The following is a 14870-nucleotide window of genomic DNA, read 5'->3' on the forward strand; positions in this document are numbered from 1 at the left end:
TCCTGTTCGACGATATTATTGAGATATTTGATGCGGCGGATTTCGATGTCCGCTTCATGCTCCGCATTGTAGCTTTCGATCGCTGCCGTGTTGGCGCCGCTCTTGTCGATCGTGATCTTCTCCGGCTTGCCATGCTGCCCGATCGCCTTACGCAGGAAACACAACGCGGCTTTGCGATCCCTCTTGGCAGTCAACAGAAAATCGACTGTCGCGCCTGCCTTGTCGACGGCCCGATAGAGATATTTCCAGCGGCCTTTGACCTTCACGTAGGTCTCATCGAGACGCCCGCTGGATCCGATCGCGCGCTTGCGAGCACGGAACTGTTTCTCCAGCAAAGGCGCATACTTGACGACCCAGCGGTTGAGCGTGGAGTGGTCGACTTCGACGCCTCGCTCTTCCATCATTTCCTCGAGCTGACGATAGCTCATCGGATACGCGACATACCAGCGGACGCCGCACAGGATCACGTCGCGTTCAAAATGTCTGCCCTTGAAATCAATCATCGCGCTATTCCGCCTGCCCCACGCCCGCCGATCATAGCCCCAACCGACCCGCGATAAAAAATTCGCGACAGAACCTCGGTGATCCTGCTCAATGAGATTATTCAGGTATTTCGAAGATCGAATTCGTGTCCGTGCGCCGCCTCGACGCTGTGCAAGAAGTTCGCGCGCAGCACGATGCGACGCCTGATATCCGTCGAGCGTAATTTTGCGCGGCAGGCGCCCGTGGCTCGCGAACGCACGACGAAAAAACGCTTTGGCCGCGGCGACATCTCGCTTCGCGCACACCAAGAAGTCCACCGTTTTTCCTGCCTTGTCGACGGCGCGGTAGAGATAGACCCAGCGGCCTTTGATCTTGACGTAGGTCTCGTCGACGCGCCACGATCCGCCGGCTTGGCGCGCGAAGTGGTTCCACCGCTTTTCGAACTCTAGAATATAGCGCTGAACCCAGCGCATAATGGTCGTATGGGCCAAAGACAAGCCGCGTTCGGCCATCATTTCCACGAGGTCTCGAAAGCTGAGCTTGTATCGCAGGTACCAACGCACGCAGAGTGTGTTGATCTCACGATCGAAATGGCGGCCCTGGAAAAGATCGTCGACGCTCAACATCGCACTCACCCGGCCAATATCGCTCTTCGTATCGAGCAAGTATGCCCGCCTCCCGCCGTTTGCACCAGAGCCCATGTTGGAACGACCACTAAAAGTCTCTCATATGGATGCGTGTCTCCTCTACGATGACTTCGGTTTTCTTCGCGAATGGCCTGGCGTTCCAGTCGGAAACGAGGAAGGACGGCTTATTTCATCGGCGCTCGGGACGAAGCGGGCCTTGTTGCTCGCCCATCATGGACTCGTGGTCGCGGCGCGTCGGCGCGCTCTGCGCGATGGCCTGCGGCGCGGCGAGGAGAAGGATCTGCGCGGCCGAGCAGGAGCGAAGAAGAACACGGATCTTCATTTGAGGATCAACCTTTCTGATCCAGAAAATCATTATTTGGCCTTCGGCGCGGGAGCCGAGTTCCGGCCGCTATTGCCGAGATCGAAATGGTGGCCGTCGACGTCGATGCTGCGAATGCGCGCCCCGAAGCCGGCGCCGCTCGTGGCCGGATGCGCCTTGTGATGCGATGGAGCCGCCGAAGCATGACGCACGACCGCGCGAGGGGCCGGAAGTTGCGTCTGCGCGGGCTCCTCCCCCGTCACCACATCGTCGAGCGTCGGAGCCGCGAGCGCTTGCGCGGCGCGCCTGCCGGCCGCTGTCGCCGATGCGGAACGCGCCGCCGCAGACGCGAAAAGCTGTGAATTATTGGCGACGACATTGCCCGCGGTCGATGCGGCGAGCCGCGTCTCTGCGGCGCGCTGCGCCACTGCGCGCGTCACTGTGGCCACCGCCTGCTGCTGCGCCGTCGCCGCTAGCGTCAAGCTTGTCGCTGAGGCGCGCGCCGCAGCGGCTTGCGCCGCATTCGAAGGCGACGCCCCCTGCCCGGCGGTCGGCTCGGTCGCCGTGGCGCTCGTGATGCCGGTGGAGGAGCCGCCGCCGACCACGCTGCGATCAAGCGCGGCGCTGAAGCTGTTGCCTGTCAGCCTGCTGCCGAAGACGCCTCCCGCGAAGCCGCCGACCGTGTCGATATTATTGGGCACATTCGTCGTCTGCGTCGTCGGAGTCGTGATCGAGCCGAAGGACGAGGAGCCGCTGACGGCGCTGTTCGTCACAATGCCAGCGAAGCCGCCGACATTGTGGACGCTTCCGCCAATGACGTTGACATTGCCTGTCGTGAACGAATTGCCGACGATCGAGCCTGTGCGATTGAACTCTATATTGCCGGCGAATGCGCCCACGCCGGCGAGGATTGCGAAATTCGTGTCTTGCGTGGACACAGACACCGTGCCGGAAGACGACGAATTATAGACCGACCCGCCGAACACATCGCCGACAAAGCCTCCGATCGCGCCGATGAAGACGATGTTCGAATTGGCCTCCGTCACCGTGACATTTCCGGAGGATGTCGAATTGAGGATAATGCCGGTCGTATGGGTCGCATCCCTGCCGAAGTTTCGTCCGACCAGGCCGCCGACATTGGTGGCGTTGAACGCGGTAATGTTCACATTGGAATGAGCGCCATAGATGATGCCGCCGTTCAGGCCGACCAAGCCTCCGACGGGACTGGCTATGGTCCAGCCGCTCGTCGGCGTCGCCGTCGCATTCGGGACATTCAACGTTCCGCTCACGGAGACGTTGAACATTCTGCTGGCGTTGGTCGCGACGATGCCGCCGATCGTCCCGTTTTTGGCAGTCTCGCTCAGATTGGTCAGGCTGAGGTTTTGTATGGTTCCGGAATTCGCGTTGATAAATCCTTGCGGAGTATCGCCTGTGATCGTGACATTGGCGATATTGTGCCCGAGGCCGTCCAGGATTGCGCCGGAGCCAATGCCGAGCAGACTATAATTATAGGTGACCGCGCTGGCGCATGTCGCGCTGACCGCGCCACACGCGTCGAGATTGGCGGCGAGCGCGTAAAAGCCGCTGATGGAACTCGCATTGGCGGTTTTGGTCGCGTCGATCGTGTCCAGCAGGTCGAGCTGGCTCACGCTGGTGATGAGCTTGTATTTGTTGCCGTTGATCGTCAGCGGATTGGCCGCCGTGTTGCTCACGAAGTCGATGCGGCCGAGATATGTTCCCGTCGCGCTGTCGAAGAGCGGATTGAAGCCGCCGAGCGGCGTTCCATAGCTCGCGGCCGCCACCCCGCTCGCCACGGTCGTGTCGATGTTGGGATTATAGATCGCGACGAGACTCCCCGTATTGCTCGCCGTCATCACCGCATTGAGATTGATAAAGCTCGCAGCGTTCAGCGTCAGCACGCCCGCCGACCAGCCGATCGTGTCGTTGACGTTGATGTTCTTGCCCGCGAAGGTCCACGCGCCGGCATTGGTCCAGAGCTGCGGCGCATTGACGCTCACATCGCCGCCCGCCGTCGCCGTGAGCGAGGCCACTTGCAGCGACGACGGCGCATTGACATTGACGCTGCTCCCCGCCTTCAGCGTGAGGCCGGAACTCGCGCCGCTCCCCGTCAGAACGGCGTTGACGTTGATGGCGTTGGTGGCGTTCAGCGTCAGCGTCGTATTGGCCGCCCAGCTCACCACATCGTTCACGTCGATGTCGCCCCCGGCGCCGCTTCCCGAGGTCGACACTATCGTCACATTATTGGAGGCGAGCTGGCTCGACAGCGTCGAGCCGGTGATGTCGCCGCCCGTCGCCGCAATGGCGAATCCATCGGGATCGATGATCCAGCTTCCATTCTCGCCGGTTGCGGATTTCGTCGTGATGACGGCTTTGTCGGCGATCGTGACCCGGTTGCCGGAGGTGTCGATCGTCCCGCCTCGGCCGCCCTTCGGCGCGGAGGCGTCGAGCCTGCCAGACACATTTACCGTTCCGCCGGAGGCCAGCAGCTTGATCCTGCCGACCTTCACCGTTCCTTGGGAGGATGAGCCGCCGGTGAGATCGGCGATGCTGCGCGCCCTGATGACGCCGCTATTATTGACCTGCGCCGATAGAAGATCGTCCGCCGCCTTCGCCGTCAGCACGACCGCGCCGCCATTGGCCTTGATCGCGCCCTTGTTCTCGACGAGCGCATTCAGCGTCCCTTTGTCGACCGTGACGTCGAGAAGCGAATCGCCGCCGAAATTGAGCGTGATCTGCTCGCCCGAGGCGAGAGCGACCGCGCCGAGCTTCGCCGTGATGGTTCCTTCGTTGGACACTGTCTTGCCGAGCAGAGCGACATAGCCGCCATCGCTCGCCTTTATATGGCCCTGATTGACAACAGTCGCGCTGGACGATCCAGAGAACACATGGTTCCCGCTTATGAAATTGGCGTTGGTGATGTCGAGCGTGGACGCGACGAGGCCGCCGACATTGACCTGCGCGTCCTTGGTGAGCAGTATGCCGGCGGAATTCACCAGGAAAACGCGGCCATTGGCGTTGAGCGCGCCTGCGATGACGCTCTGCTCGTTTCCGACGACTCGGTTGAGCGTGACGGCGAGCGGAGAGGGCTGGTAGAAATTCACCGTCTCGCCGAGGCCGATGGAGAAGCTCTGCCAATTGATGATGGCGCGATTGGTGGATTGCGCGACATTGGTGACGCTGCCCGCCGCGGAGATCGCCGCCGCCCCATCGACGACGATGCCCCCGGTCGGATTGGCGAGCGCGAGGCCAGGCGCAGCGAGCGCCGCCGCTATCGCCGACATTGTCGAAAATGCGCCGCGCAGAGCGCACAAGTCCCGGCGAAGAGGCGCAGGCGCGCGCGACGCTTCCGGCCCGTGCGGCGCACGGACTCGATGACGGTGATGGCGGCTCGATTGCATGACGATCCTGTTCCTCGGGTCGGCGTCGTCCCGACATTTGTGGCGCACTCGCGCATCGCAGCGCTCCCGCGAGATCGCCTTTATGAATTTACGCGTTCGATCAAAGTTTTGACGCTATCCGCACGAGGACAGCGTCGGAAAACCCCCGTGATCCGCGGCCGAACTCCTTCGAACGACCGCGTTATAATCATGATGTATATAGCGTCGCTCACGCTTCAACGACATCAAAAGCAATGCGTTTCGAACAAATTTTGTTCACAAAATTGATGCATTCTGCCGCGCGGGCGGTAACGTATACGTGATTTTTCTGTCGCTCGCCGCGCGAACAAGCATTCGCTCGCGGGCGTATATTCGCCGCCGCGCATTATGCTCTCCTCTGTCGGGAAGCTCAGACGATGCGCTCGGGAATTCTTGCCAGGCGCTATCGGAGATCGATGAAATCGAGAATGGACGCAATCCGTCGGGACAGATCGGCGGCCATATGGCCGCCGACTGGATTTGCGTCGCCGTCGAAGAGCGCTCTTCGAGAACGTCAGGTTCCGTAACAATAGAAGGTTCGGTAGGAGATTCCATCCGAGCTGGTGAGCAAATAGTTGATGAAGTCGATGACCAGCGCCTGCGTCGTGGGCGTTTGCGCGGAACGCTGGAGCGCTATGCCGTTCTGCACGATCTGCGGATAGGTCTGCGCGGTCGTCCCGGCATGGCCGAGGCCCGCAGAGCCATCGTATTTATATTCGTAGACATTCGTCACATTCTGGCCAGTATAGACCGTCTCGCCGGAGCCATAATTTCGGCAGACCGCAGATTTTGCCACGAAGCCATAGGCATAGGTGGCCGCGCTCACCGCGGCGTAAGTGGTTCCGATATTCGCCGATGTGTAGACGTTCGACACCGGATAGGAGCTCGTCGTCGAGAGTCCGAGGCTCCACGGCGCCTGGTTCAGAATGGTCATCGCCGCAAATCCATAGGGAGCCTTGGACGGATCGGCGATGACGAGAGCGGGCGAGATCGGATTGGGAACGCCGCCCGAGACGCTGGTCGTCGCCGAGCCGAAAACGACCGACCCATTGGCATAGAAGAAGGGCGACTGCGTGACGCCGCTATAGACCATTCCCAATGTCGACACCGCGGCCGGCGCAGCCGTATCCGCCGACAGGAACAAGTCGTAAGGACCGCTCGTCGTGCCGCCCGCCAATATGGCCGATCGCAGATTGCCGGTCGAATCGGAGGTGATGGAAAAGCTCACTCCGCCGCCATGGTACCAGAAATATGCGTCGGCAATGTCCTGTATCGTCGCGGCGAAATTGGCGGCGACACCGATCGAGATCGTCTCGGCGCGGACCTCGGATGTGTGAAGCAGCAGGCAGGTCGCCGACACGCCGAGTGCGAGCGTCTTTCGCGTCAGATCAAACATGATATTCCTCTTGGAAGTTCGATTGGGACAGGGGCGAGCGGCGCGCGCCGCGTCGCGTCAGAACGACTTGAAGCAATGGCCCTCGATCACGCCCGTGCCGATTGCGGTCGTGTTGCCATTGGAATCGGCGACGCCGGTCAGAAAGGCTATGAAGTTGGAGAGCTCGGTTTCCTGATCGGCCGTGCGGGAATGGGCGATCTTGATTCCTTTCAGAATCAATTTGTCCGACGGATGGTCGACGTCATTGGGTTTGTAGATGTGATGGTAGCTTCCAGGCGGATAGGTCTGGGTTCCGTCGGACGCCAGACTGCAGATTTGAGACTTGGCGACAAAACCATAAGAGTAATAGCCGCGATCGACGCCGGTGAAAGCCGAGCCGACCGTCGGCGCGGTGAACACATAGCCGGTCGGGATCGTCGCGGAATTGATATACCAGGGAGCCGATGAAAGAACTTCCGCCGCCGCCTCTCCATAGACGTCTGTCGTCGGATCGGGGATCAGGAAATTCGTCGTCAGCGGATAGGGAAGGCCGGAATGAATGTCGACGGACTTCGAATAGAGCGCCAAAAAGTCCTTGGCGTATTTGAAAGGCGTTCCGACGATAAGGCTAGGATAATTGTCTACGAGATCTTTCGGCTCTTTCTTGCTCGAGGACAAGAGCAGATCATAGGGCGTGCTCGCGCCGGCGCTGATGATGCTGCTCTCGAGCGACTGCGCGGATGCGATCGTCAGCGACACCGTATAGGTGAGGCCGAAGGTCGCGTAATAGGCCTGGAAGGCGGCCGCCAAATCATTCGCAGCTTTGCCGAAGCTCGACGCGACGGCGACTTTGATGTTGACGGTCGCCGCCTGCGCGTCGACGCAGGTAAGCGCGAGCGCCATCGACAGGCCGGCGGCCAGTGTCTTCATTCTATCCTTCAACATGGATTTTCCTCTTTTTGTCAAATATTCGAGACGAAATTTCGTTCGGTCTCACCGCAAAGAACTTGGATCGTCGGGATAAAAGCCAAGGATAGAGCGCACCCGCTCTCCATGGCTCCTTTGCTGCGACGGGGCCGACGCGACCAGGACGCAACCGACACGCGCATACGCATGTGTAACGTAACTATATGACGAGTCTTCACCCCTAAGCAATGACCAAAATTTATTCTGTAAGTGCAAACTTTAATCAGCAATTCGATGCATATGCGCGCAAATGCACAATATTTGGCATGTCGGCGACGTGCCTGATTTTGGCGATCTCCGATCGCAATATGGTTCAACTATTTGACGTGGCCCGAGGCCGCGATTACATTGTCGATCGTTGAAATCACTTTTTGAGATTGCCCCCATGTCGAAGAGATCGGGCGGCGCGGGGACCTGTCATCCCAGGCTCACCGAGCCCAAGCGCCTGAGGCCCCGCCTTCCTTTCGCGACCGTCGCCACGCCGATCGGCCTCGTGAAGCGAGCCCGAAAGCATCATGTGAAAGGGCTCGAGTTCGCCAAAGCCGAACGCTGGGAAGAGGCGGCGCGCGAATTCGACGCGGCCGTGCGCGACGCGCCTGATCAGCCGGATTTCAATTTTGCGCTCGGCGGCGCGCTGTCGCGGCTCGGTCGAATTCCCCTGGCGATAGAAGCCTACAAACGTGAGCTCGCAATATTGCCGGGCGACGGCCCAGCCCTCGCCGAGCTCGGCGTCTGCCTCGCGCGCTCGGGGCGCCTCGCAGATGCGATCCTCTGCCTTCAGACGGTCACACGCCACAGGCGGGACATGCCCTACGCCGAATATAATCTCGGACTCGCGCTGCTGACCGACAAGCGCTGCGCCGAGGCGATCGAAGCGCTGGACCGCGCGATCGAAATCGATCCGACCTATGCCAACGCCTATCGCGTGCGCGGTCTCGCGCACGCCACCGGCGGCGACGAGGAGCAGTCCGCCGTCGATCTCCATGCGGCCGCCGCGATCGAGGGGAAGAATCACGAGGGCATGCTCGCGGCTGGCAGCTATTTCAATCGCGCTGCTCGAGATCTCGAAGCGGGCCAGCTTTTCGAGATGGCGGCTCGTATTGCGCCGGATATCGCGCTGCCGCAATCGATCTTCGGTCAATTCCTCATCGCCAACCGCCGCTATGAACTCGGCATGAGCTTCGTCGATCGCGCGCTCGCGCTCGACCCCATGCTCGCTGAAGCTCATGTCGCGCGCGGCTTCGGCTTTCTCGGACAGGGGCGCGTCAGCGAGGCGGTCGCGTGCTATCGGCGCGCCTCACAGCTGAAGCCGACCGACGCTTTTGTCGCCGGCACGCTGCTTTTCGCCCTGCAGCACGAGCCGGGCGTCACGCGGGCTGCATTGCGCGAGGAACACACGAAATGGGGCGCGATCTTTCGCACAGCAGCTCCCAAGAAGCGGGCGAATTTCACCAATGAGCCGACGATGCGCAAGCTGAGGATCGGCATCGTCTCCGGCGACATGCGCAAGCACGCCGTAACCTTCCTCACCCTGCGCGCCTTCGAGCGCCTCGCCGCGATCGGCCATTCCGTCTATTGCTACAAGACCGACCGCAAGTTCAAGGACGACGAATACAGCGACCGCTACAAGGCTTTCGCGAGTTTCTGGCGCGATGTGTCCGATCTCGACGACGCCGCCTTCGCGGCCCTCGTCGAGGAGCAGAAAATCGACGTTCTCTTCGACCTTTCCGGCCATACGATGGGCAATCGACTGGGGCTCTTCGCGCGGCGAGCCGCGCCGGTGCAATTGAGCTGGGCCGGCTATGTCGGAACGATCGGGCTCGACACTTATGACGGGCTGATCGCTGATCCGGTCGAGGTCCCCGCCGAGCATGACGAGTCTTATATCGAGCCCGTTGTGCGTCTGCCGGACTGCTATGTTTGCTATGAGCCGCCGCGCGAGGCGCCGGAGGTCGGGCTCCTGCCCTATTTCTCGTACGAGAGCTTCACCTTCGGCTGCTTCAATCGCCCGGCCAAGCTCAATGCGCAGCTCGGCGAAGTGTGGGCGCGAATATTGGAGAGTGTCCCCAATTCGCGCATTCTGCTCGTCTATGGCGGTCTCGGCGAGGCGGCGACGGCCGAGGCCGTCTATACGATGCTGGAAAGAGGCGGCGTACAGCGCGACCGTCTTCAACTCTTGGGAGATCACGAGCAGAGCGCGCTTTTGCGAGCCTATTCCGAAGAGGTCGATCTGGCGCTCGATCCATTTCCCTATTCCGGCGGCGTCACGACTCTCGAAGCTATGTGGATGGGCGTGCCGACAGTCACGCTCGTCGGCGACACTTTTGCCGGACGCCACTCCGCGACGCATCTGACTGCGGCGGGGCTCCGCGCATTCTGCGCGCACTCGCTCGAAGAATATATCGAACTCGCCGTGAGCTGGGCGCGCCGGCCCGAAGAGCTCGCCGCGCTTCGCGCCGGATTGCGCGAGAGGGTTGCCGCCTCGCCGCTCAACGACGCCGAGCGCTTCGGGCGCAATCTCGACGAGGCTGTGAGGCGGCTCTGGCGAGACTGGTGCGATTTGCGTCTCGAGCGTATGGCCGGCCTCCGCTGATCTCGAAGCAGCATCCGTTCGTCATCCATCATCGCGCTGACATTGGACGGCTGCGCGGGACTGGGCTTTGCGATCATCGCCGCAGCCCCGCGCGCGTCGCGCCCGATCACGATGGAGACATGCAATATCGTGGGGGAATGTAGATTTTCGAGGGTTTAGTTCGGCCTTTTTGGAGAGGGCGAGCCTATGCGCCGCGACGCTATTGTGGATCCTATAGTCGGCGTCAGCGCACTAGGGCCACGTTCGCTCAGTGAGCTGATGACGCAACGATGGGAATGAAATTGTAATCGGCGAAGATCGCCTGCGCGTGCGGCGTCATCAGATAGAGAGCGAAGCGGGCGGCTGCGGCTTGCCGCTCGGGCGATTTGTCGCGTAGCAACGCCAAGGCGTAATCGGCGCGCACCGCCAGAGCCTCTGGAACCGGCACGCTGACGAGTTCCGGATCCGGATGCGTCTCGCGTCGGCTGCAATAGCCAATGAAGGGATCGACGGTTCCATCGATCAGGAATTTCTTCGTCGGTCCGCCGGCGCTTTGCGCGCCTTGCCGATTCGACTGCGCAGCGGGCGGCGCCGGAGGGGCTCCACCCACGAGCGCTCGCGCTTTCTCGCGGAGAATTTGCTCTGCGCCTTTTTGCACGGCTTCGGCATTGGCGAACAGAGCCAGAGCGTAATCCCCGCCCGGGTCCGCTTTTGGCGTCGACGTGCCGATCCTGGTCGCGGGATCAAGCATGTGCTCGAGAAACTTGTCGGTCGTCAGCGGATGATCGGCGCGCGCTGTGGCGCAGAGCGTGTTGCGGATGAAAACGACTGGCGCCGTCGCCCTTCCTTCCCTCGGCGAGACGCTTTGGATGCGGCCGATCCGCCGAGAGGAAAAGATCGGCGTCACTGCCCTTTTCTATGCCCTCGCGCAGTAGGCCAGAAGGGCCGAAAACCATATCGATCTTCTCGCCGGTCTCTTGTCGGTAGCGGGCGACGATGGCGCGAAGCGCGCCGGTCAGGTGCCCGCGGTATGAATGTGAAGCAGCGTTTCGCCCGGCGCCTCCTCCGCGGAACACAGAGCTGGCCTCGCTTATTTGGACAGCGCCCCGCGGAAATAAGGTGGATCACTGCCGAGGTTTGCCGAACGCGGGGCTTTCGCGATTTTGTCGCGGCGTCGGGAGGGCGTAGCCCGACCAGAGGCGCGGCAAAATCGCGGCGACGATCATGCGGCCATCACGGCCTCGCTACAACCGAAATGAGCCTCGTCCGGCGTGCGGGAGTCGAGGCTCGAATGCGGGCGCCGCTCATTGTAAAAGGCCAGATATTTGGCGATCGACGCGCGCGCCTCGGACACGCTGTCATAGGCGCGCAGATACACCTCCTCATATTTGACGCTTCGCCACAGCCTCTCGACGAACACATTGTCGCGCCAGACGCCCTTGCCGTCCAGGCTGATGGCGATTTTCGCATCGAGCAGCACGCTCGTGAAGTCATGGCCGGTGATTTTCGCTCATCATGAGATGGCCGCCGCCGTCCCCGATGAAGTCGCCCGTCACAATGGCGCCGCCAGCGCCGTTGGATTCGACGGCGAGCGGCACGAGCAAGAAGGAGCCGCCCGACCCGCCGACGAGAATCTTCGCGAGATTGTGCCGCGAATTGACATAGGCGACGTCGACATTGCCGTCACTGGTCACATCTCCGGCGGCAACATCCGTCACATCGACGTTGAGCGTGCCGTCGGCGTTTCGCGAGCCGGCGTCGCCGATGATCGGCGAAGCGCTCTTGACGAATTGCCGGCCGTCGCGCCGAGGAAAGGTCCGCTGACGCGGACATAGACCGGGTCCGGCAGAAAATCCGGAGCCTGCTCTGGATGCGCGATCAGCGTGCGGCCATTGCCCTCGACGATGGCGAGCGAGCCGTCGGCCTGCTTTTCGAGCTTCTGCAGCTCGGCGAGCTGCCAACCGGCGCCGAATGGGCTCTTCGCCTGATTATTGACGACGAGAGTCCCCGTCGCCTGAGCGCCGACCGCCGAGCAGGTGAATTTTCCGATGGTGAGCAGCGAATAGCGATAAGCGCCCGAGACGAGATTGGTCGCATCGGCGACGCCCGCCTGTATGACGCCATTGTCGCGGCCCGGGTCGGGCGGGCCGGCGCCCGCGACCGGCGTGGACAGATTGGTCATCGAGGCCGATTGCTGCGCGACATTGGCGAGCGTGAGCCGGCTCGTCAGCGTCTGCGGTAGGCCGAGCCCAGCCCCGAACTGCGCCGCGGCGTCGACGATCGGACGGGCGTTGGCGGTCGTCGAGTGGTAGACGAAAGTAAGGCCGCGCGCGGCGCCGAGCTCGCGCATTCCCGGCGGCGAGAAGCTCGTCGCGAGATCGCCGCCGCCGAGCGCGCTGGGATTGAATATGTCGGCGGGCTGCGTCTTGCGTTCGACCATTCCGGCGTGGCGAGGCGTCATGGCGAGCGCCGTGCCGCCCGGGACGCCGCCGATGAGGGTGGAGATGCACGCGCCGTCCGACGAGACTTGCCCGATGCCGACGACGCGGGCGCTGGCGAGCTGCGCGGGAGGATTGAAGGTGACGCCCGTTGGCGAGACGACCAGCAGCTGGCAGGGCGCGAAGCCGGCGGGCAGGCCGATCGGCGTGCCCGCCGGCAGCGAGCCGATGGACACTTGCCCCGTATAGGGCGTCCCGTCGGCGGCAAAGGCTGAATTGGGCGCGATGGTCAGCGTCACGCCGAGCGCCGAATTGGTGATCATCGTCGCGCCGGAGCCGCCGACACTGCCTCCGCCTGATGCCCGGGCCAGCAGGATCGGGCCGTCGAGCGTGTTGACGACGCCGGCGATCAGCGGCGCCGGGAGGACCGTGCGAGATAGGGCGAGCCGTCGGGCGCAGGTGTGGCTCCGCCGGCGGCCACGACGAGCGTCCCCTGCCCGGCCGGCAGACCCGAGAGACTGACTGCGCCGGTCGCATCGCTGGTCGCGCTGATCGAGCCGATCGAGACGGCCGCGCCGACGACCGGGGTCGACACCCCATTCGGGTAATTTACGGCGTCATAGACATTGGCCATGAAATTCGCTGTCGTTCCGACCGGTGTTCCCGTGACCGTCACGGGAACGGTCAGCGTGATCACATCCTTGCCGTTCGTCGCCTGGAAGGTGAAGGAATAGCCGGATGGATTATTGCTGTGTGGCCGAAACTTGAACGCCCCGGTCGTCGTATCGAAGCTCGCCCCGGCAGGCAGAGCGCCGGAATAGGCGTAGCTCACCGGCTTGCCGCTGGAATCGGTCGCGGCGACGGTGAAGGAAACGCGACGCTCTGCGCCGGCACCGGCGTGAAGGTAAAACCGCCCTGCGCGACGATCGTCGCGGTCGCCGGAGCCGAGGCGTTATAGGGATCGGAGACGAGATCGGGAACGAGATGCGCCACGGAGGAGGCGGCGTCGGTCACCGCGGCGCGGCTGCCTCCCGGCGCGCTCTTCAGCGTCCAGGCGAAAGCGAGCGGATTGCCGTCCGGATCGACGGAAGTCGAGCCGTCGAAGCTCGCCGTCTGGCCGACGAGAACCGGCGATTTGGCGGCGATCGCCGCGACCAACTTCTGCGCCGTCACCTCGATGAGGAACGTGCGCGGCCGGCTGTCGAGCACGCCGTCGGACACGATCAGCTGAACGACATAGCGGCCATAGGCGTCCGGCTTCATTTGTAGGTGAGCCCGCCGTTCGGCGTCGCCGACCTGCCGCGGGACCACGACCGGACCCAATAGTCGGGCCTCACGTCGCCGAGAAAATCGCTGAGGACGGTCTGCGCCCGCGTGGGCTTTGCGACGAAGCCGGCAATGTCCGCGTGATGGAACACCCGCAGATACCAATTGGCCTAGCCGACGCGCAGGCCGGTCTCATCCGATTGCAGCACGGGTCCCGCGAGCAGCCGCGCGCGGATCGCGAAGGCGTCGCGCGAGGCCTGCAGCATGTCGACGACCGCGCCTTCGCTGACCCCTCGCAAGAACGAAATTGCAATGACCTATGACGCCGAACGGCATCGAGACTCCACGCCGAATAACATTTGAGCGCAACACGCCGTCGCCGGCGTCTGCCAGCTCTGATTTCGCCATCGGCGCGAACGACTAACGCGCTCCATCGTTCAGATGACAGCCCAGGCCCTGTATCGCCCGCGTCCGGTCAACTCGCGAAGATTCGACGAGAGTTCGCCCATCATCGTCGTCGCGGCTTGTTGTGAGATCCGGAGTTGCTTGGCGGCAAAAGGGACGTTGACGACCGGCGAAGCGAGACACAAATCGACGAGTTGCGACATCCTCGAATTTGCTCTTCGGTCTTTACACTTTCTAAGCAGGAGCTCGCGCGCAAGCGCTAATCTGTCGAGTTCCTTCGAGTCCGCCTTCGCCATCGTTTCGAGCGCACACGCGAAAGCGACCAATCGAGCTTCAAGATCATCGCGCCCAGCTCGGCGATATTTAGCGTGTCGAAATCCCGAATGCAGCGCTGTGAGATAATGCCGGGTCTTTCCGCGGGAACGTAGCAAGGCCGCGGCGAGCAAAGGGCCGAGCCAAGCGCTGCGCTGCAACGGCTCGATCTCCTCCCAACCATCGAGCGCGACGCTTGCGGCCATCAAGGGCGGAAGGTTCTGAGTTCGACCCAGACGCTCGCGCCATTCGGCGAGGCGGGCCTCCTCGTCCCAATCTTCATCGTAAACCAAACCAGAATCGTCCCGCTTCAGCGACGCCGGCTCGGTTCGCTCTATCACGCGTGACGTTCGCGCCAGCAATTCATCGATTTCGGCGAATTCTCCGGTACGGATCGTCTCGCCGTCCTCATCATCCAGCTCCTCATCCGCCCCTTCTTCCACGGTGTGCGAACCAGAAGTTGGCTCGCACACCGCGCCGTGTAGTCTTCCTGCGCCACGCAGATTGGCGAGGCCATCGGTCGTCAGCGCCCACGCCGGCTCGCGATCGGCTATGCGACGGCGCGTGAGCAGAACGGCGTGGGCCCGAACGAGTTCGTGCGTCGGCGTGCGCACATCCATTCCGGCGTCATGAAGCACGAGGTCTTCGATCTGCACGAATTCGCCGGC

Annotated in this window: 13 protein-coding genes and 2 pseudogenes; 1 reads left to right on the forward strand and 14 read right to left on the reverse strand. The window is 62.4% G+C overall.

Annotation, left to right across the window (positions count from 1 at the left end):
* The 6 genes and pseudogenes from VIF40_RS10360 to VIF40_RS10385 form a co-directional block, all read right to left on the reverse strand.
* A partial coding sequence (locus tag VIF40_RS10360) for an IS6 family transposase (protein WP_331937452.1) occupies nt 1–503 on the reverse strand: 503 nt, incomplete at its 3' end.
* Between the two features lie 75 nt (nt 504–578).
* A pseudogene (locus VIF40_RS10365) lies at nt 579–1109 on the reverse strand (IS6 family transposase); the annotation flags it as partial.
* Between the two features lie 190 nt (nt 1110–1299).
* A complete protein-coding gene (locus tag VIF40_RS10370; RefSeq protein WP_331937440.1) occupies nt 1300–1485 on the reverse strand; it encodes a hypothetical protein in 186 nt (61 codons plus the stop codon).
* On the reverse strand, nt 1485–4733 hold the full coding sequence (locus VIF40_RS10375) for a filamentous hemagglutinin N-terminal domain-containing protein (RefSeq protein ID WP_331937441.1): 3249 nt from the start codon (nt 4731–4733) through the stop codon (nt 1485–1487). The genes VIF40_RS10370 and VIF40_RS10375 overlap by 1 nt, the downstream gene beginning before the upstream one ends.
* 649 nt (nt 4734–5382) lie before the next feature.
* Nucleotides 5383–6264, reverse strand: a complete 882-nt coding sequence (locus VIF40_RS10380; protein WP_331937442.1) for a substrate-binding domain-containing protein — start codon at nt 6262–6264, stop codon at nt 5383–5385.
* Between the two features lie 57 nt (nt 6265–6321).
* Nucleotides 6322–7173, reverse strand: a complete 852-nt coding sequence (locus VIF40_RS10385) for a molybdate ABC transporter substrate-binding protein (protein WP_331937443.1) — start codon at nt 7171–7173, stop codon at nt 6322–6324.
* A 421-nt stretch (nt 7174–7594) separates the two neighbouring features.
* On the opposite strand from VIF40_RS10385, the gene VIF40_RS10390 reads away from it, so the two are divergent.
* Nucleotides 7595–9802 carry a tetratricopeptide repeat protein gene (locus VIF40_RS10390; RefSeq protein WP_331937444.1) on the forward strand — a complete coding sequence of 736 codons (2208 nt, stop codon included), beginning with the start codon at nt 7595–7597 and terminating at the stop codon, nt 9800–9802.
* A gap of 247 nt (nt 9803–10049) precedes the next feature.
* Here the strand turns inward: VIF40_RS10390 and VIF40_RS10395 are convergent, their stop codons facing one another.
* The 8 genes and pseudogenes from VIF40_RS10395 to VIF40_RS10425 all read right to left on the reverse strand — a co-directional run.
* Complete coding sequence (locus tag VIF40_RS10395; RefSeq protein ID WP_414684783.1) at nt 10050–10601, reverse strand: substrate-binding domain-containing protein; 552 nt, start codon at nt 10599–10601, stop codon at nt 10050–10052.
* A complete protein-coding gene (locus tag VIF40_RS21460; protein ID WP_414684782.1) occupies nt 10525–10857 on the reverse strand; it encodes a substrate-binding domain-containing protein in 333 nt (110 codons plus the stop codon). Before VIF40_RS21460 ends, VIF40_RS10395 begins: the two co-directional genes overlap by 77 nt.
* 146 nt (nt 10858–11003) lie before the next feature.
* A pseudogene (locus VIF40_RS10400) lies at nt 11004–11282 on the reverse strand (integrase core domain-containing protein); the annotation flags it as partial.
* The gene (locus VIF40_RS10405) at nt 11272–11499 is read right to left on the reverse strand and encodes a hypothetical protein (RefSeq protein WP_331937447.1); all 228 of its coding nucleotides are present in this window, start codon (nt 11497–11499) and stop codon (nt 11272–11274) included. The gene VIF40_RS10405 and the pseudogene VIF40_RS10400, both read right to left, overlap by 11 nt.
* The gene (locus VIF40_RS10410) at nt 11496–12542 is read right to left on the reverse strand and encodes a hypothetical protein (protein WP_331937448.1); all 1047 of its coding nucleotides are present in this window, start codon (nt 12540–12542) and stop codon (nt 11496–11498) included. Before VIF40_RS10410 ends, VIF40_RS10405 begins: the two co-directional genes overlap by 4 nt.
* A gap of 86 nt (nt 12543–12628) precedes the next feature.
* Nucleotides 12629–13051, reverse strand: coding sequence for a putative Ig domain-containing protein (locus VIF40_RS10415; RefSeq protein ID WP_331937449.1), 423 nt, complete (start codon nt 13049–13051; stop codon nt 12629–12631).
* Entirely contained in the window at nt 13048–13482 is a 435-nt protein-coding gene (locus VIF40_RS10420) for a hypothetical protein (protein ID WP_331937450.1), read from the reverse strand. Before VIF40_RS10420 ends, VIF40_RS10415 begins: the two co-directional genes overlap by 4 nt.
* Before the next feature lie 440 nt (nt 13483–13922).
* Nucleotides 13923–14870 (reverse strand): RHE_PE00001 family protein (locus VIF40_RS10425; RefSeq protein WP_331937451.1); only part of this gene is annotated, 948 nt, incomplete at its 5' end.

It is taken from the genome of Methylosinus sp. (assembly GCF_036560965.1).
Lineage (GTDB): Bacteria > Pseudomonadota > Alphaproteobacteria > Rhizobiales > Beijerinckiaceae > Methylosinus.

What these genes read in the sequence shown, in the direction of transcription:
- VIF40_RS10420 (WP_331937450.1), bottom strand. Translation starts at nt 13,482, where the DNA reads ATGAAGCCGGACGCCTATGGCCGCTATGTCGTTCAGCTGATCGTGTCC.
- VIF40_RS10385 (WP_331937443.1), bottom strand. Translation starts at nt 7,173, where the DNA reads ATGAAGACACTGGCCGCCGGCCTGTCGATGGCGCTCGCGCTTACCTGC.
- VIF40_RS10410 (WP_331937448.1), bottom strand. Translation starts at nt 12,542, where the DNA reads ATGATCACCAATTCGGCGCTCGGCGTGACGCTGACCATCGCGCCCAAT.
- VIF40_RS10380 (WP_331937442.1), bottom strand. Translation starts at nt 6,264, where the DNA reads ATGTTTGATCTGACGCGAAAGACGCTCGCACTCGGCGTGTCGGCGACC.
- VIF40_RS10390 (WP_331937444.1), top strand. Translation starts at nt 7,595, where the DNA reads ATGTCGAAGAGATCGGGCGGCGCGGGGACCTGTCATCCCAGGCTCACC.
- VIF40_RS10375 (WP_331937441.1), bottom strand. Translation starts at nt 4,733, where the DNA reads ATGTCGGCGATAGCGGCGGCGCTCGCTGCGCCTGGCCTCGCGCTCGCC.
- VIF40_RS10370 (WP_331937440.1), bottom strand. Translation starts at nt 1,485, where the DNA reads ATGATTTTCTGGATCAGAAAGGTTGATCCTCAAATGAAGATCCGTGTT.